The sequence below is a fragment of the Natrialba asiatica DSM 12278 genome, assembly GCF_000337555.1.
GTDB lineage: Archaea > Halobacteriota > Halobacteria > Halobacteriales > Natrialbaceae > Natrialba > Natrialba asiatica.
On the sequence record NZ_AOIO01000007.1, the window covers coordinates 36,484 to 52,736 of the forward strand.

Below are 16,253 nucleotides of genomic sequence, written 5' to 3' on the forward strand. Positions count from 1 at the left end.
CACTCCTCTATCGATGGACGAGCGAACAGTCGTCGTTACCGGTTCGAGCAAAGGCATCGGCAAGGCACTCGCCAAACGCTTCGCCGCCGAGGGCACAACCGTCGTCACGAACTCGCGGGACGGGTCGCGCGCCGAGCGCGTCGCCGAGGAAATTCGGGCTGACGGCGGCCGAGCGGTCGGAATCGAGGCCGACATCAGCGATCGCGACGCGGTCGAGCGGCTCATCGAGGGTGCCGTCGACGCGTTCGGATCGCTCGACGTCATGGTGAACAACGCCGGTACCACCGTCATCGATCCCGCCCTCGAGATGGACCCCGCGGACTGGCGGCGCGTGATCGAGGTCAATCTCACCGGTGTCTTCTTCGGGATGCAAGCGGCCGGCCAACAGTTCGTCGAGCAGGGAACCGGCGGCCAGATCATCACGATCAGCAGCATGATCGGCGAACGCGGCTTCGCACAGCGCGCACCCTACTGCGCCTCAAAGGCCGCCGTCAACAACCTCACCCGCGTCTTCGCGACTGAACTCGCCGAGCACGACGTCCACGTCAACGCGCTAGCCCCGGGGTTCGTCCGCACGGAAATCACCGACCAGACCCAGGAAGCCGCCGGCTACACCGATGCGGACGTCTGCGATCGAACGCCGCTCGACCGATTCGGCACGATGGAAGAAATCGCAAACTGCGTCAGTTTTCTCGCCGCCGGCGATCACTACATGACCGGCGAGGTCATCCGCGCCGACGGCGGCTGGCTCGCCGACGCCTGGGGTCCCGACGCAGAAGTCGATTGAGCGACGACGCTCTCGAACGGTGTCGCAGTCGATCGATCACTCGAACGCAGGGACAACCTCCTCGCCGAACAACCGAATCTGCTTCTCCACGAGTTCTTTCGGCATCCCGGAGTGGTGAAACCGGAGTGTGAGGTGATCGAGCGGGAAGCGCTCGCGGATCGATTCGATCTGCTCGACGATCTGTTCGGGCGTGCCGTAGATGAACCGGTCGTCGGCGAGTTCGTCGAAGTTTTCGACGGCGTCGGCGTTCATCAGCGGGTGGGAGAACTCGCCGCCGTACTCGTCGACGTAAGTGCGGTGGAGGTACTCCTTGCGCTCCATCACTTCAGCTTCGGTCTCGGCGATGACCGCCTCGCGCATCAGCGGGTGTTCAATCTCGTCCCACTCCTGGTCGCTGTCCTCGATGTGCTCGCGCTGGGCTTCCTTGCGGTCCTCGACGATTCCCAGGTCGGCGACGACGCCGGGTACCCAGGCGTCGCTGAACCGCACCGAGCGGGCGATCTGCTTGTCGCCCCAGCCGCCGACCCAGAGGTCGGGTCGGGGCTCCTGGACGGTCTCGGGCAGCGGCTGCCAGTCCTCGACCTCGAAGAACGGACACTCGAAGGAAATCGGCTCGTCCGAGGAGAGGAACTCGTCGAGGAATTGCAGTCCCTCGATCATGCGCCCCGCCCGTTCGTCCATCGGGACGTCGAACGCCTCGAACTCTTCCTCGACGTAGCCGAGGCCGACGCCGAGCGTGAGCCGTCCGTTCGAGATGTTATCGAGCATCGCCGCCCGCTGTGCGACGTGCAACGGGTGGTAGAGCGGGAGGATCAACACCGACGTGACGAGTTCGAGTTCCTCGGTTCCGGTGCCGATGCTGGTCAGTCGCGTCAGCGGCGAAGGCCAGTAGTTGTCGCCCTCGGTCGCCTGGTGGTCGTTGACCCAGCAGGACGAGAAGCCGACCCGTTCGGCGAGTTGACACTGTTCGACGACGCCGTCCCACGATTGTCCGCCTTCGACTGGGAAAATCCCGAATTTCATACGCTACGATGTGACAGTGCGAGCAGCACGTATTTACATTTTCTGTTGGTGGGTTGATATCCATCGCGGAATCGGTGTTTACGCGACCACCTCCGGTCTCGTGTCTCCGTCACCTGCGTATCGCTACTCGTCGTCGTAATCGTCCGGGTCGTCCACGACGAGAATCCGAAGGTCGTTGACGTTCGTCCCCGTCGCACCGGTTCGGACGAGTTCGCCACGGCCCGCGAAGAAGCCGCCGGCATCGTTTTCTCGCAGCGCGGTCGTGGCGGCCCTGCGGTCGGTGACGGTCTCGCCGTCGACCACCGCACCCGCAACGTCGGTTCCCCCGTCGAAGCCGTCCGTGTCGACGCTGCCGAGAACGATCGGCGCGTCGGGGTCCAACTCCAGCGCCCCTTGCAAGCTGAACTCGAGGTTCGGACCGCCGTCGCCGTCGCCGCGGACCGTCACCGTCGTCTCGCCGCCGCTGAGCACGGCCGCCGGCGGCTCGACCGGGCGGCCGGTCGCGGCGATCTCCTCGGCGACGGCGACGTGGGTCGTTGCAGCGGCTCGGGCCTCGCCTCGAACGCGAGTCGAGAGGACCACCGGGTCGTACCCGCTGGCTGCGGCTTCCCGGGCGGCACCCTCGATCGCCGTGTCGGCGTTTGCGAGCACGTGGTTGTCGACGGTCCGAACGCGCGGATCGTCCGCGTCCGGCGTCTCCCCGTCGCCGTCGCGACCCCGTTCGAGGTGCGCCTCGACGCTCGAGGGGGGCGTCACGTCGTACTCCTCGAGGACGGCGATCGCGTCCGCGTATGTGGTCTGGTCCGGCGCCGTCGGACCGCTCGCGATGACGCCGAGCGGGTCGCCGATAACGTCGCTGAGGACGAGGCCGACCACGCGGGCCGGCCCCGCCCGTCCGGCCAACCGGCCGCCCTTTACCGCCGAGCAGTGCTTCCGGACGGCGTTTATCGATTCGATGTCGGCTCCGCGTTCGAGCAGCGCCTCGGTCACCTCCCGCAGGTCGGACAGCGCGACGTCCGCTGCGGGCGCGGCCAACAGCGCACTGGCGCCGCCCGTGACGACCGCGAGGACGAGGTCGTCGGCCCCCGCCGCGTCCGCGACCGCGAGCACGTCGCGCGTTCCGTCGACGTTCTCCGAACTCGGTAACGGGTGGGTCCCCTCGCGAATCGATACCCGATCCACGGCGACCGGATCGTCCGTCACGACCGCACCTCCGTCGAGTTCGTCGCCGAGGATCGATTCGAGCGCCGCGGCGACGTGCCCAGCGGCGTTGCCGCCGCCCGCGACGAGCACGTCGTCGATGGCCGCGAGATCGATCCGGGTGTCGTCGACGACGAGCGTCCGGCCCCGGTCGTCGAGCGTCACCGTTTCCTCGACGACGCGCCGGGGATGGGCGGCGTCGATTCCCGCGGTCAGACAGTCGACCGCCGCGGTTCGTCGGTCGGCGGTATCGTGGTGGCGTGGTCCCATGTGTTCGTAGCCGGTGGTTCGCAGTACATCAGTTTCAAGGTATGGGACGGCTGTCCCCACGGGGTCCACGGTTCCGCGCTCGAAGCGAACTCGCCGCTTCGCCGGTCCGTTGCGGTTTTCTCGCCGTCGGAACGTTCAATACTCGCCCGCTCGCATCGCCACTGCATGCGCGTTACCGATTACGAACTCTACGCGGTGCCACCGCGGTGGCAGTTCCTCAAACTCGAAACCAGCGACGGCCGCGTCGGCTGGGGCGAGGTCTACACGAAGTGGCACTTCGCGGGCGACAGCGAACCGGCGACGGAGAACGCGGTCGATCAGTTGCTCCACCAGTACGTCCTCGGGGAGGATCCCAGTCGCATCGAGTACCTCTGGCAGGCGATGTACAGAAGCAGTTTCTACCGCGGCGGCCCGGTGCACATGAGCGCCATCGCCGGCATCGACGAGGCCCTCTGGGACCTGAAGGGAACGGCCGCCGGCATGTCCGTCGCCGAGTTGCTGGGCGGCCCTGCCCGCGACCGCATTCGGACCTATCGCCACGTCAGAGCCCACGGCGAAGACGGCGTTTCGGACCCGGCGGCCGCTGCCGCCGCGGAGGCACGCGACGCCGTCGAGGCCGGGTACACCGCCGTGAAGCTGATCCCGACGGGCGGACTCGAACCCATCGACACGCCGGCGACCGTCGAGCGCGCTCGCGACGTTGTCGGCGCGGTCCGCGAGGCGATCGGCCCGTCCGTCGACCTCGCGCTCGACTTCCACGGCCGCACTTCGAAGGCGATGGCCCGCCGGCTGGCGAGTTCACTCGAGGCGTTCGACCCGCTGTTTATCGAGGAGCCGGTAACGCCGGAACACGACCGCGAACTCACTCGGCTCGCCGAGGGAACGACGGCCCCGATCGCGACGGGAGAGCGGCTCTACTCCCGATGGGAGTTCCGTCCGATTCTCGAGGCGGACGCGGTCGACGTCGTCCAGCCGGACGTTTCGAGCGCGGGCGGCATCACCGAGACGAAGAAGATCGCGGACATGGCCGACACCTACGACGCCTCGATCGCACCCCACTGTCCGATCGGGCCGCTGGCGCTCGCGGCGTCGCTCCAGATCGACGCGGTCGCACCGAACGCCCTGATTCAGGAGCAGGTTATCCTCGACGACGCGGCGGCGATGCGATACGTCGAAAACGACGGCGTGTTCGACCTGACCGACGGCTTCCTCGACGTTCCCGACGGCCCCGGACTCGGCATCGAAATTGACGAGGATCGCGTTCGTGAACTCGCGGGAACGAATCTGGGTTTCGATCGGTCACCGGGACACCGCGCCGACGGGAGTATCGGCGAGCGGTGAGTAGCCGGCGGTGAGTAACGAGTGGTGAGTGGCGAACAGTGAGTAACGAGTGATGGGTACGGTGAGGTGAGGGATGAGGCCTGCTGGCGAGCAGTGCGCGGTGAGTGGCGCGACCGCTCGGGATTACCTGATCACGTAGTTATACCGACTCGAACGTCCAGCGCTGGTTCGCCCCGCCGGTGTCCGGCCACTGGATAACGTTTGCGCCGTCGCTCGTCGATGCGCCCTCAACATCCGCAAGTTTGCCGCTGTGGACGGCTTCGAGCGTGTACTCGCCGTTTCCGTCGTCGGTGATGTACCACCGCTGGCAGTCACAATCAGTCGCCGCGTACTGTTGGACGGTTGCGCCGTCGGCAGTTTCGCCGTCTGCGACTTCGAGGAACTTGCCGCTGTTCTCGTTTTCCAGTCGATACTCCCCGTTACCGACTTCTTCGACGTACCACTGCTGCGTCGGATGGTCGGTCGCGCCCCACTGCTGGACGTTCGCGCCGTCGGCGGTTTCGCCGTCTGCGACCTCGAGGAGTTTGCCGCTGTTAGCGTTCGCGATCTCGTAGGTTCCCGTCGGAATCGGGCCGCTGTCGCCGCCGTTGCCGTCGTCCGGTGGCGATTGCCCTCCTTCGACGGATTGCGCCCAGCTCGCGAGCCACTCGCGCAGCCCGCTGTCGGGCACGCTGAGCGAGTGCGTGTTAACCGCGAGTTCGGGATAGCCGCCGACCTCGTCCTGGTGGCCGACCCAGTACTCGTAGGGCGAATCGAGGCGGTCGTTTCCGGCGCGGTTCTGGATCTCTTGGACGATTCGATCGTCGTTGCCCGTTCGGTCGGCCGGCCGCGCGCCGGCGTTTGCGAGGTTGTGGCTCTCGACCTCCGAAGCGGACAACTCGTCGAGGCCGCTCGGCCACAGCGGCGGTGAACTCTCGCTGTCGGTGCCGGCGAAGTCGGTGTCGTCGTCCTGGGGCGGGTCGGCGGTGTAGTTGTCCGCGTAGTAGGCCGTCGGACTGCCTTCGAGAATCTGGTCGCCCGTGTCCGTCAGCCCGGTGTAGGCGTTGCCGACGAAGCTCGTGACGGCCGAGCTGTCGGCGTTTGCCGATTCGTCGAAGAAGTACGCGAAGTTGTTGACGATGACCGTCTCGGTGTCGTTTTTGAGTCTGGGGATTCGGGCGCGAGTTTTCGACCAGACGTTCCCCGCGAACGTGACCTCCGACGCGCCGTCGCCGATGAGCGTCGAGTAGTTGTGGTCCGCCCCGTCGCCGTAGGGGTCCCACAGCCCCTCGTAGATGAGGCAGTTGGTGACCGTCGTCGCCTGTGTATCGTAGCCAACCGAGAGACACTCGTCGACCCCCCACGAGGCGGTCACGTGGTCGAGGACGTTGTTCCGGGTATCGTCCTGGGTGTTGATCGCGTCGTTGCCCTGAATCGAGCCGTCGCCGGGGCCGATCCGCGAACGGACGTGCTGGACGACGCAGTTACTGGCGTCGACCTGCACCATACCCTTGATGAACGTGATTCCCGGTGAGGGGGCCGTCTGTCCGGCAACCCAGCAGTTGTCTTCCGTAATCCGTAGCGTTTCGCCGCCGAGGTCGATCGTCCCGCTGGTTTCGAAGACCACCAGCCGCGGGCCGCTGGCGTGAAACGCCGCTTCGACGGCCGCGCGGGTCGGCTCGGTAATCGTGTAGACGTCGACGTCGTCGTCGAACCACGACGTATCCGCGAAGCCGTCGTCGAGGCCGAAGTGTGAACTCCCGCCGGACTGGGCCGTTACTGACCCTGCGAGTCCGCCGAGCGCTCCCATGCTGATGAGTGCCGATGCTGCCGTGCCTTTCAGATAGGTTCGTCTCGTCTGTCTCATGGTACCGCACCCCGAGAAACAACACAACTCCATAAATAATTTTTCCTGAAAATAACCAATACCTACCAACTCTCGGACTCAGTTTACGTCGTTGCTTCGGTATCGAAGGGTGAACCAGCTGGACGGGTGTACCAGAACGGCGATCTGCGGCGGCGAACGATCAGTCTTCGAGCGGTTCGGCCGGTTCGACTTCGCCCCACACCGCCTCACTTCCGTCGGTCGGGGCGGCCCACTCGACGGCGTTATCGAGCACCGTTCGGATCTCGTCCTGGTAGAAGATGGGGTACTCCTCGTGCCCCGGCCGAAACGCGAAGATACGTCCGCGACCGCGACGATAACAGACGCCCGAACGGAACACCTCTCCGCCCTCGAACCACGAGATAAACACGGTTCGATCCGGTTCCGGAACGTCGTAGGGTTCGCCGTACATCTCCGTCGCGGGAATCTCGAACGACTCCGGGAGGCCGTCGACGATCGGGTGGCCCGGATCAGCGACCCAGAGCCGTTCGGTCTCGCCGCCGTGTCGGTACTTGATGTTACAGGAAGTCCCCATCAAGCGCGTAAACGGCTTCGAGTTCTTCCCGGAGTGAATCGGGACGAAGCCCATGCCCTCGTGGACGCGATCGACGACGCGGTCCGCGACCTCGTCGGTGACCTCATCGTTCGCGCAGTGAGACCACCACAGGAGGACGTCGGTGTCAGCGAGGACGGACTCGGTTAGCCCGTGGTCCGGCTCTTGAAGCGTGGCCGTGCGGACGGTTCGCTCGTCGCCGGCGACCGCATCCGCAATCGCGCCGTGAATTCCGTCCGGGTAGCGCTCGGCGACCGCCTGTTCTTCCTGTTCGTGGACGTTCTCGTTCCAGACCGTGACCTGTACCGGCATGCCCACGGTGTTTCCGGCGATTCGGGATAAGTCCTCCGCCCCGCTGTACGGTTAGCGACCCGAACAGCGCCGCGGATCCCAGCCGTCGAGGACGGTTTCGACCGTATACGCCGCGGCCTCGTCCTCTCCGAGCTGGTGGCTCCAGTCCGCGCGCTGCTCCGGCGTGTACCCCGGCCCGTGGTTGTCGTACTCCGCGAAGTAGGCCGTCTCCCGTTTGTCGCCGTGTTCCGGTTCGTCCCACGGCTCCCACCCTACCGGACGAATGTGGTCGCCGAGTTCACAATCGATGTAAACCGTTTGTCCGTACGGTTCCCACGGCCGCCCGAGGTAGACGGACTGGCTCGGCGCGCCACCGCGGATGTCGCAGTCCTTGAACACGAACCCGTGTGCGACATCTTCCGGCTGGGCGGGCGCTGCGATGAACCCCTCGTCTGTACAGACGACGGTGCAGTCGTCGAAAAACGCCGTCGCGCGACCGAAGATGAAGTCCACGTCGCCTTCGATGTAGCAGTCCGTGAAGTACTGGCGCGTCCTTCGCCCGAAGTTGTAGAGGGTGTCTTGATTGCCGAGAAACCGGCAGTTATCGAAGGCGACCCGATCGGCGTCGATGCGGATCGCGACGGCCTGTGCCACGGGCTCGGCGGCGTTTTCGAAGGTAACGTTCCTCGCGCTGAACTCGTCTCCCCAGACGAAGAAACTCGAGGACCCGCTCGTGCCGATTTCGTCGCCGTTTTCGTCGCGTTTGTCGGCGTGATCGTCGTACGTAAGCACCGTGTCTTCGACGCGCTCGCCGACGAACGTCACGTTGATCCGATCTTCGGGGAGCTCCAGTTTCTCCTTGTAGCGACCCGTTTTGATGTACACCCGCGTCTCCTCGGACGAGTTCGGCTGTACCGCATTGATCGCGGCCTGAACGGTTTCGTAGTCGCCGCTGCCGTCCTGTGCGACGACGATATCGTAGTCATCACCACCGGAACGTCCGGTCGATTCGCTATCGTTCGCGGCAGCGATATCGCGGCCCCCGTCGGTGGCGGCCGTCGCGTTCGCCCCGGGAGCCGATCCCCCGATGTTGCTGTAGCCGGGCATCGCGCCGAGTACGCCGGCACCTGTGACGGCCAGCAGCCGTCTCCGTAGCACGCTCTGCTCACTATGGCTGTCGGTGTCTGCCATGGAACCGACCTCCACACAACTTGTATTAAATCTACTCATTTGGCGAGAAAGATATGTTTCGTCCGGCTCCACGCCCGTTGGGCAGCGCGGGGCAGACTCCACCGACACGATGGACTCGAGCGGGTCACCGCGGCGTTCAGTCCTGCTCGAAACCTATTCGGCCGAATCCGCCGTGCCCTCCGTTCTCGGAACGACGAGAAACCGACCGAACGACGGTTACAGACGATCGAGGTCGTCGAGAATCCGCCGGAGGTCCTCGCGTTCCTCGTGGTCGATCTGTTCTTGCGGGGGCAAGACGGTATCGTGCTCGAAGACGCCCTGCATCTGGAGGGCCGCTTTCGTGCGGGCGCGGTAGCGGCCCTCCGGCTCCCCGAAGATGTGGTTGGTCAGCGGCAACAGCCGTTTGCGGATCTCGCGGGCGCGCTCGATGTCGCCGTCGTGGACGGCGCGGATTTTCTCCACGTGGAGTTCGGGCACGAGGTTCGCGTACCCGATGAGCCCGGTTTCGGCCCCCAGTTCGTAGGCGTGCATGAGGAACGTATCGTTGCCCGTCATGATCGTACAGTCGTCCCGAAGGTGATCGACCGCCCGAATCGTCCGGTCGTACCGAATCGGGTCGAACGAGGCCTCCTTGAACGCGATCACGTGCGGCAGCTTGCAAATTTCGACGTGGGCGCTGATCGGGAGCCCCGGACTCCCCCAGGTCGGGAACTGGAAGTTGATCAACGGCATATCGACCGCGTCGGCGACGTACTTGAAGTGATTGATCGCTTCCTGGGGAATCTGGTGGGCGTAGACGTCGAGGGGCAACAACATGACGCCGTCCGCACCGGCATCCTTGGCCGTCTGGGCCAGTTTCGCCGCCTCGATCGAACTCTCGCCGTAGACGCCGGCGAACACGGGCGTGTCGCCCGCCGCCTCGACGTGCGTCTCGATGACCCGTCGGTAGGTCTCCTCGTCTTGCATCTTCGTCTCGCCGGTGTGGGCGTTCGCGATGACCGCCTCGATCCCATCGACGGACACGAGGGAATCGACGTGACCTTTGAGATCGGCTTCCACCAGTTCGTACTCCGGCGTCCACGGATTCGCCGTCGCGGGAATGATGCCACCGGCTATCTGCTCTTTGAGCTCTTTGAACTCGTCTTTCAGCATACTCCTTCGGAGAGAGATCAGCATTCTGTAAAAGTGTTCGGTTCGCCGGTCCCCGCTCGCCGAACTCGTCTCACCGTTCGCAACGGCCCCTGTTCCCTTCTGGGGAACATTACAGGAGTACAAACGTAATTGCCGCTGTGAGTCGCCGGAACGCCTTACGAACGAACGAGATTACGTCTACCCCTCTTCGGAGTTACCGACCGTCACTCTCACTTTTGCTCCCTCTAGCCAACTATACCGCCCTGAAACGACCGATTTGGAGCAGCAGAATCCAATTCGCGGTTGCGTTCGATCGTCGTCGTTGAACTCGCCGCTTCTGAAGTCGCGAAACGCTATGAAACGAACTGTTAGTCGCTGCTACACCGTGGTATTGTCTCACGGTAATTTCTTTCTCGCATCACATATCGTTCCCCTCTCGAGAACAGTTTCTGTACGAAGAATGGGATGAAAGCGGATCGATAGCAGTGCTATCCGCCTCGTCGACGACACCGGACGAGTTCTCTTCGAGTGAACGGTCGCGGTGAACACGCCTTCTCCGCCGTTCTCGGCGCGGGAACGCGACGAGATGGCAGCCACTCGGATGATTTATAGGCCAGGCGGTGGATGCGGTGTGTATGCACATCACTTCGGTGAGCGGGTACGCCCTCTCGTCGCCGATCGAACCGGTACAGGAACGACCGTTCTTCGGTGGAACGCGCCGCCTTCGCAAACGAGATGTCGTCCTCGTCGTCGTCGAAACGAAAGCCGGGCATCAGGGAGTTGCGACGGCCGGGGCCAGTAGCTCCGCCATGCGCGAGTACTTCGAGGGCGACTCCCAGGGGACGTTTGCCGATGTCATCGAGACCGACGTCGCCCCCGCACTCGAGGGCGAGTCGATCGACGACAGCCGTTCCGCCCGCGACCTGCTCGCGGCGACCAGCCTCCCGGCACACCTCCGTACCGAGGCGATCTCGGCGATCGATGTTGCTCTCTACGATATTCGCGGCAAGGAACTCGGTATGCCGGTCTACGACCTTCTGGCCGAGGAGTACGAGACGGATCCGACGACGGAGATCCCCCTGTACGCCAGCGCGGGGATGTACATGGAACCCGAGGGATACGCCGAACAGGCCGCCGCGATCGAATCGCTCGGCTTTTTCGGCTACAAGTACCGCCCCGGAATCAACCCCGACGGCGACCGCCGCACGATCGACCTGCTCGCCGACGCGCTCGACGAAACCGAGTTCATGCTCGACACCCACACCTGGTGGAAACTCGAGAACGGGTACGGTCGGGCTACCGTTCGTGAACTCGTCGAACACGCGGCCGAGCAGGGGGCCTACTGGATCGAGGAGCCGGTCGAACCCGCCGATCACGACGGCTACGTCGAGCTAGCTGAAACCGGTGCGCCGTTGGCCGGCGGCGAGAGCGAGTCTTCCCCCGTCGCGCTCGCCGACCTCGGTCGGACCGGCGGCGTCGAGTTCTTGCAGGGAGACGTTCGCCACCACGAGGGCTTTACCGGCTGCCGAGATGCCATCGAGTTCTGTGCCGGCCGGGAGGTCGAGTTCGTTCCGCACAACTTCGGCACCTGGCTCGGGTTGCAGGCTAACGCCCATCTCGTGGCCGCGGCCCCGGAGGTTCGGCTGCTCGAGTATCCGGTTTTCGAGGACGATCCGGCGCTCGAAGAGACGGCAGTCGATCCGGGAATGTATCCGTTCGAGTTGGCGTTCGACATCATCGAGGGGCAGCCGATCATCGAGGACGGTTGTCTGTCCGTTTCGGATGCACCGGGGCTCGGCGTCGAGGTCGATCTCGACGTACTCGAGGAGTATCCGTTCGTCGAGGGTCCGTGGACGGAGTTCCACTACGAAGGCGAGACGGCGTAATCGCGACGATTCGGACCCCGGTTGCGTAAGGTCGGGGACGTTCCCGTCAACGCAAGCTATATTGTGTGGTAGTCTCTCGTACACGCCATGGAGATTACGGATATTCGCGCGATTCCGCTCGCTCATTCGCTCCCCGAGGGCCGCGGACTCGGCGATGCGCGGGGATTCGGAACCGATCGCGGAACGACGTTGGTGCGACTGGAGACCGACGACGGAACCGTCGGCTGGGGCGAGGCGTTCGCCCCCGGACCGATCGCGACGGCGACCGTCGAGGAACTGTTCGCCGACGACGTGCTCGGGATGGACCCGTTCGCCGTCGAGTCGCTCGCCGACCGCTCCTACACCGATCCCTACCACTTCGGCGGCGACGTGTTCGTCCAGAGCGCGGTCAGCGCGATCGACGTCGCCTGCTGGGACATCATCGGAAAATCCGTCGGCCGACCGATTCACCGCCTGCTCGGCGGGACGCAGTGCTCGGAGTTGACGCCGTACGCGTCGACGATGTACTTCACCGAGGCGGATCGTCCGATCGAAGATCCGATCCGCGTGGCCGTCGTGGAAGGATTTACCGCCGCGAAAATCAAGATCGGGTCCGGGATCGCGGACGATATCGAACGCGTCAGGACGGCGCGGGAGATCCTCGGCCCCGACACCGACCTGATGGTCGACATGAACGGCAACTACCGCCCCCATCAGGCGCTCGAATCCGCGCGGGCCATCGCGGAGTACGACGTGACCTGGATCGAGGAACCGGTGCCGCCGGAGAACCGGTCGGGCTACCGCGAGCTTCGGTCCAAAATCGATACTCCCATCGCGGCCGGCGAAGCCCACTACGGGCGGTTCGAGTTCAAGGAACTGATCGACGACCGAACGGTCGACATCGTCCAGCCGAATCTCGGTCGCTGCGGCGGGCTCTCCGAGGCGCGGTTGATCGCCGGCATGGCGTCGACCGAGAACGTCGCCGTCAGACCCCACATCTGGAACAGCGCCGTCGGCATGGCCGCCGCAATCCAGTTCGCCGCCAGCATCTCGTCGTACCCCAACACGCGCCACGTTCCCGAACCGATGCTGATCGAGTTCGACCGCAGCGAGAACCCGCTGCGAAGCGACTTGCTCGAGACGCCGTTCGATCCGGCCGGTGGGACGATCACCGTTCCGCAGTCGCCAGGACTCGGGATCGATATCGACGAGGCGGCGCTCGAGCGGTATCGCGCCGACTGAGACGGACTGCTGTCAGTCAGTTCCGTCGCACCCGCGACAGTTTGCGAGTGCGCCGAGAATCGGTACAGCAATCCGCCTGACCGGTCTCCGGGTCGAGTGCTGTGTCCTGCAGATTCGAGACTGAAACCGGCCGCCAGTCCGGTCTCGTCCCGGAGGTACTTTTATCAGACTGCCCACCCAGATGACGTGTATGCAACGTGCACTTGTCGTTATCGACGACACTGACGCGCACCGACGACTACTCACCGAAGCCGGCCAGTTCGCTCGCAATGGCGCCGCTGAACTCGTCGTCTTCGCGTGGACGACTCCCGAGGCGGCCGAAGATGGCAACGACGCGATCGAGTGGGTCGAGGAGATGGAGGGGACCACGTTCGAGGATACCGACGCGACGGCCATGACGCGGCAGTTCGCCCGCGAGTTCAGCGATGACGCGCTGTCGGGGGTCGACGCCGACGTCGATGTCGAGACCGAGGTCGTCATCACGCCGGACGACGAGCGCGACGATGCGATCCTCTCGGCGGCCGACCGCCAGGGGTGCGATCACGTCTTCCTCGTGGGGCAAAAGCGCTCGCCGACGGGTAAGGCGATTTTTGGGAACATCGCTCAGCGCGTGCTGTTGAACTTCGACGGGCCGGTAACCGTCATGATGGAGTGAGGTTCGGCTGGATCGGTACCGTGATGGAGTGAACGGTTGGCCGGACCGGTATTTTGATGGTGGCTCCGCGTGGGACTAGAGGCATGGACGTACTAGTGACCGGTTCGTACGGCCGCTGTGGAACCGCGATCATCGATCACCTGCACGACGACGATCGGTACGAGTTCACCTACTACAACCGATCCGGACGGGACGAAGACGATCCCTACGGCGGCTACGAAACCGTTATCGGCGACATTGCGGACTACGAGACGCTTCGGGAGGCCTGTACCGGTCAGGACGCGATCGTTCACCTCGCCGCCTACCCCTACACCGACGGCGACTGGAGCGACATCTTCGAACCGAACGTCATCGGGATGTACAACGTGCTCGAGGCCGCTCGCGAGGCCGAAGTCGACTCGGTCATTTTCGGCTCGACCAACCACGTGATGGGACAGTACGAACAGGAGTTCGCCCCCGACATCTACGACCGCCAGCACGAACTCGTGCTCGACCACACGGACCCCGTGCGTCCGGATTCCTACTACGGAGCCTCCAAGAGTTTCGGCGAGGATCTGGGACGGTACTACGTCGAGGACTGTGCGTATCCGAACCGATTCTACGCGCTTCGGATCTGCAGCGTCCGGATGCCGGAGTACGACCATCCCTACGGCGACGCCGAGGCGGGCGTCGAAAACGGCGAGTGGGAGCGCGGCAGCTCCGAGTACGAACGGGAGGTCGCGCGGATGAAAGCGACCTGGCAGTCACGCCGGGACTTCGCCCACCAGATCGAGTGCTGCCTGGCGGACGACCGCGTCGAGTTCGATATTTTCAGCGGCGTGAGCGACAACCGGCGGCGGTGGTTCGATCTCGAACACGCGCGCTCGGTTCTCGGCTACGATCCGCAGGACGACGGCGAGGAGTGGACCGCACCGCCGGAGTCCGTCGAGCAGCTGTCTCAGTAGTTCATGTAAACCGTCTTCGTCGACGTGAAGAAGTCGAGGCCGGCGTCGCCCTGCTCGCGGTAGGTGTCCGTCGACGACTGTTTGTAGCCGCCGAAGGGAACGTGCAGTTCGAGGCCGGTCGTCTTCTCGTTGACCTTCGCGACGCCCGACTCGATCTCCTCGGTGAACCGGTGGGCCTCCGAAAGATCTTGCGTGACGATACTCGCCGAGAGGCCGTACTCCACGTCGTTTGCCACGTCGACGCCCGCCTCGAAACTGTCGACCTTCAGCACTGCGAGTACCGGTCCAAACACCTCTTCCTGGGCGATCCGCATGTCGCTCGTGACACCCGATACGACGGCCGGTTCGACGTAGTGGCCGTCCTCGTAGGCCCTCCCTTCGGGCTGGCGGCCGCCGGTCTCGAGGTTCGCGCCGTCTTCGGTCGCGATATCGACGTACTCGAGCGTCGACTCGAGTTCACTCTGCGTTACGTGGGGGCCCATATCGGGGTTCTCGAGGCCGGGACCGATTTCGATCGACGCGGCGTAGTCGACGATGCCCGCGACGAACTCGTCGTAGACGTCCTCGTGGACGATCGCTCGAGAGCAGGCGGTGCAGGCCTGTCCGGTGACGCCGAACGCGCCGGCCCCGACGATGTCGACCGCCTCGGCCACGTCGGCGCTCGGCATGACGACGGTGGGGTTCTTGCCGCCCATCTCGCACTGCACGCGGGTCAGATCGTCGGCGGCGGCCTGCGCGACGCCCGTTCCGACCGCCGTGCTGCCGGTGAACGAGACGCCGTCGATGTCCTCGTGTGACGCGAGCGTCCCCCCGACCTCGCTGCCCGAGCCGGTGACGTAGTTGGCGACGCCGTCGGGAAGTCCGGCGTCGTCGAGCGCCCCGAGGAGCTTCCGGGCGACCGTCGGCGCTGCGGAAGCCGGCTTTAGCACCGCCGTGTTCCCGGCTGCGAGCGCCGGCGCGAGTTTCCAGGCCGGAATCGCGATGGGGTAGTTCCAGGGGGTGATCAGCGCGACGGTTCCGAGCGGCTCGCGTTTGGTGTACAGTTCCGTATCCGTGCCGCTCGGCGATTTGACGGTGCCGCCGAGATCGCGGGCCTTCTCGGCGTAGTAGCAGAAGATATCGATCGCGCGCTGGACCTCGCCGCCGGCTTCGTCGAGCGTCTTGCCCTCCTCGCGCGCGAGCGTCTCGGTCAGTTCGTCCCGCTGCTCTTCGAGAATCCGGGCCGTCTCCGCGAGCACGTTGCCCCGTTCCGGCCCCGGCGTCGTCGCCCATTCCGTCTGTGCACCGACCGCAGCTTCGACCGCCGCGTCGGTATCTGCACTCGTCGAAGCCTGGAACTCCCCGACGATATCGCCCGTGTCGGCGGGATTCCGAACCTCGAACGTCTCGCCCGCACGCGATTCGATCCACTCGCCGTCGACGTAATTACGGTATGCTGTCGGCATTCGGACTAGTGATTTCGCGTTTCCCGATACGAACGTTGGTCTTCCGGCAAAACTCTCCTCTCGCGCGACGATCCGCTGTGGCTGTGTTCTCTCTTTTTCTCTCGGCCGTCTTCGCGATGCTGACGGTGACGCGGTATCGCCGTTGGGTCGGCGACGAACCCGAATTACTTTATACGAGTATGCGTACCATTCGTGGTAATGGAGGTCACACAACAGACGGACGACTCGGAGTCGGTCGCACATCCCCGCGGAGTGCGGCGCGGATCGCTTCGGAACTCAATCCTGTTGAAACTCGCACTGCTAGGCGGACTGTTGATCGCACTCGGCGCGCTCATAAACGAAGGCGTCTGGGCCGCCGTTATCACCGTCTGGGGCGCTGGACTGGCACTTGTCGGCCTCGGCTTCTACGGATTCATCTGGTGGCGACGCCGGTAATCGGTCCGCCCGAGTT

At 64.6% G+C, this 16,253-nt stretch carries 14 protein-coding genes; 7 read left to right on the forward strand and 7 right to left on the reverse strand.

The window, feature by feature from the left end:
• Window positions 1-13: 13 nt before the first annotated feature.
• The gene (locus tag C481_RS01805) at window positions 14-787 is read left to right on the forward strand and encodes an SDR family NAD(P)-dependent oxidoreductase (RefSeq protein ID WP_006107118.1); all 774 of its coding nucleotides are present in this window, start codon (window positions 14-16) and stop codon (window positions 785-787) included.
• Between the two features lie 36 nt (window positions 788-823).
• Here the strand turns inward: C481_RS01805 and C481_RS01810 are convergent, their stop codons facing one another.
• Together C481_RS01810 and C481_RS01815 are read right to left on the reverse strand one after the other, a co-directional pair.
• Window positions 824-1,810, reverse strand: a complete 987-nt coding sequence (locus C481_RS01810; protein WP_006107120.1) for an LLM class flavin-dependent oxidoreductase — start codon at window positions 1,808-1,810, stop codon at window positions 824-826.
• A 123-nt stretch (window positions 1,811-1,933) separates the two neighbouring features.
• Window positions 1,934-3,280, reverse strand: a complete 1,347-nt coding sequence (locus tag C481_RS01815) for a glycerate kinase type-2 family protein (RefSeq protein WP_006107121.1) — start codon at window positions 3,278-3,280, stop codon at window positions 1,934-1,936.
• A gap of 165 nt (window positions 3,281-3,445) precedes the next feature.
• Between C481_RS01815 and dgoD the strand changes: the two genes are divergently transcribed.
• Window positions 3,446-4,621 (forward strand): galactonate dehydratase, encoded by a 1,176-nt coding sequence (gene dgoD / locus C481_RS01820; protein WP_049904336.1) that lies wholly within the window; start codon window positions 3,446-3,448, stop codon window positions 4,619-4,621.
• A gap of 139 nt (window positions 4,622-4,760) precedes the next feature.
• Here dgoD and C481_RS01825 read toward each other — a convergent pair whose 3' ends face one another.
• The 4 genes from C481_RS01825 to C481_RS01840 all read right to left on the reverse strand — a co-directional run bounded on the left by C481_RS01825 (window position 4,761) and on the right by C481_RS01840 (window position 9,672).
• On the reverse strand, window positions 4,761-6,410 hold the full coding sequence (locus C481_RS01825; protein ID WP_006107125.1) for an RICIN domain-containing protein: 1,650 nt from the start codon (window positions 6,408-6,410) through the stop codon (window positions 4,761-4,763).
• Between the two features lie 217 nt (window positions 6,411-6,627).
• On the reverse strand, window positions 6,628-7,350 hold the full coding sequence (locus C481_RS01830; protein WP_006107126.1) for a ThuA domain-containing protein: 723 nt from the start codon (window positions 7,348-7,350) through the stop codon (window positions 6,628-6,630).
• Between the two features lie 51 nt (window positions 7,351-7,401).
• On the reverse strand, window positions 7,402-8,520 hold the full coding sequence (locus C481_RS01835; protein ID WP_006107127.1) for a pectinesterase family protein: 1,119 nt from the start codon (window positions 8,518-8,520) through the stop codon (window positions 7,402-7,404).
• 216 nt (window positions 8,521-8,736) lie between these two features.
• Window positions 8,737-9,672 carry a dihydrodipicolinate synthase family protein gene (locus tag C481_RS01840; protein ID WP_006107128.1) on the reverse strand — a complete coding sequence of 312 codons (936 nt, stop codon included), beginning with the start codon at window positions 9,670-9,672 and terminating at the stop codon, window positions 8,737-8,739.
• A 614-nt stretch (window positions 9,673-10,286) separates the two neighbouring features.
• Between C481_RS01840 and C481_RS01845 the strand changes: the two genes are divergently transcribed.
• The 4 genes from C481_RS01845 to C481_RS01860 all read left to right on the forward strand — a co-directional run bounded on the left by C481_RS01845 (window position 10,287) and on the right by C481_RS01860 (window position 14,357).
• Window positions 10,287-11,537, forward strand: coding sequence for a mandelate racemase/muconate lactonizing enzyme family protein (locus C481_RS01845; RefSeq protein ID WP_006107129.1), 1,251 nt, complete (start codon window positions 10,287-10,289; stop codon window positions 11,535-11,537).
• An 87-nt stretch (window positions 11,538-11,624) separates the two neighbouring features.
• Complete coding sequence (locus tag C481_RS01850) at window positions 11,625-12,758, forward strand: mandelate racemase/muconate lactonizing enzyme family protein (RefSeq protein ID WP_006107130.1); 1,134 nt, start codon at window positions 11,625-11,627, stop codon at window positions 12,756-12,758.
• 190 nt (window positions 12,759-12,948) lie between these two features.
• Window positions 12,949-13,413, forward strand: a complete 465-nt coding sequence (locus C481_RS01855) for a universal stress protein (protein ID WP_006107131.1) — start codon at window positions 12,949-12,951, stop codon at window positions 13,411-13,413.
• A gap of 83 nt (window positions 13,414-13,496) precedes the next feature.
• Window positions 13,497-14,357 (forward strand): NAD-dependent epimerase/dehydratase family protein, encoded by an 861-nt coding sequence (locus tag C481_RS01860; RefSeq protein WP_049904337.1) that lies wholly within the window; start codon window positions 13,497-13,499, stop codon window positions 14,355-14,357.
• Here the strand turns inward: C481_RS01860 and xacF are convergent.
• Window positions 14,351-15,802, reverse strand: coding sequence for a 2,5-dioxovalerate dehydrogenase (gene xacF, locus C481_RS01865; RefSeq protein WP_006107134.1), 1,452 nt, complete (start codon window positions 15,800-15,802; stop codon window positions 14,351-14,353). The two genes, C481_RS01860 and xacF, sit on opposite strands and share 7 nt — an antisense overlap.
• A gap of 198 nt (window positions 15,803-16,000) precedes the next feature.
• Between xacF and C481_RS01870 the strand changes: the two genes are divergently transcribed.
• Window positions 16,001-16,237, forward strand: coding sequence for a hypothetical protein (locus C481_RS01870; protein WP_006107136.1), 237 nt, complete (start codon window positions 16,001-16,003; stop codon window positions 16,235-16,237).
• Window positions 16,238-16,253: the final 16 nt, after the last annotated feature.

Excerpts from the sequence above, each read along its gene's own strand:
- C481_RS01805 (WP_006107118.1), top strand. The coding sequence starts at position 14 with ATGGACGAGCGAACAGTCGTCGTTACCGGTTCGAGCAAAGGCATCGGC.
- C481_RS01810 (WP_006107120.1), bottom strand. The coding sequence starts at position 1,810 with ATGAAATTCGGGATTTTCCCAGTCGAAGGCGGACAATCGTGGGACGGC.
- C481_RS01825 (WP_006107125.1), bottom strand. The coding sequence starts at position 6,410 with ATGGGAGCGCTCGGCGGACTCGCAGGGTCAGTAACGGCCCAGTCCGGC.
- C481_RS01860 (WP_049904337.1), top strand. The coding sequence starts at position 13,497 with ATGGACGTACTAGTGACCGGTTCGTACGGCCGCTGTGGAACCGCGATC.
- C481_RS01815 (WP_006107121.1), bottom strand. The coding sequence starts at position 3,280 with ATGGGACCACGCCACCACGATACCGCCGACCGACGAACCGCGGCGGTC.
- C481_RS01840 (WP_006107128.1), bottom strand. The coding sequence starts at position 9,672 with ATGCTGAAAGACGAGTTCAAAGAGCTCAAAGAGCAGATAGCCGGTGGC.
- xacF (WP_006107134.1), bottom strand. The coding sequence starts at position 15,802 with ATGCCGACAGCATACCGTAATTACGTCGACGGCGAGTGGATCGAATCG.
- C481_RS01850 (WP_006107130.1), top strand. The coding sequence starts at position 11,625 with ATGGAGATTACGGATATTCGCGCGATTCCGCTCGCTCATTCGCTCCCC.
- C481_RS01835 (WP_006107127.1), bottom strand. The coding sequence starts at position 8,520 with ATGGCAGACACCGACAGCCATAGTGAGCAGAGCGTGCTACGGAGACGG.
- C481_RS01870 (WP_006107136.1), top strand. The coding sequence starts at position 16,001 with ATGGAGGTCACACAACAGACGGACGACTCGGAGTCGGTCGCACATCCC.
- C481_RS01830 (WP_006107126.1), bottom strand. The coding sequence starts at position 7,350 with ATGCCGGTACAGGTCACGGTCTGGAACGAGAACGTCCACGAACAGGAA.
- C481_RS01845 (WP_006107129.1), top strand. The coding sequence starts at position 10,287 with ATGCACATCACTTCGGTGAGCGGGTACGCCCTCTCGTCGCCGATCGAA.
- dgoD (WP_049904336.1), top strand. The coding sequence starts at position 3,446 with ATGCGCGTTACCGATTACGAACTCTACGCGGTGCCACCGCGGTGGCAG.
- C481_RS01855 (WP_006107131.1), top strand. The coding sequence starts at position 12,949 with ATGCAACGTGCACTTGTCGTTATCGACGACACTGACGCGCACCGACGA.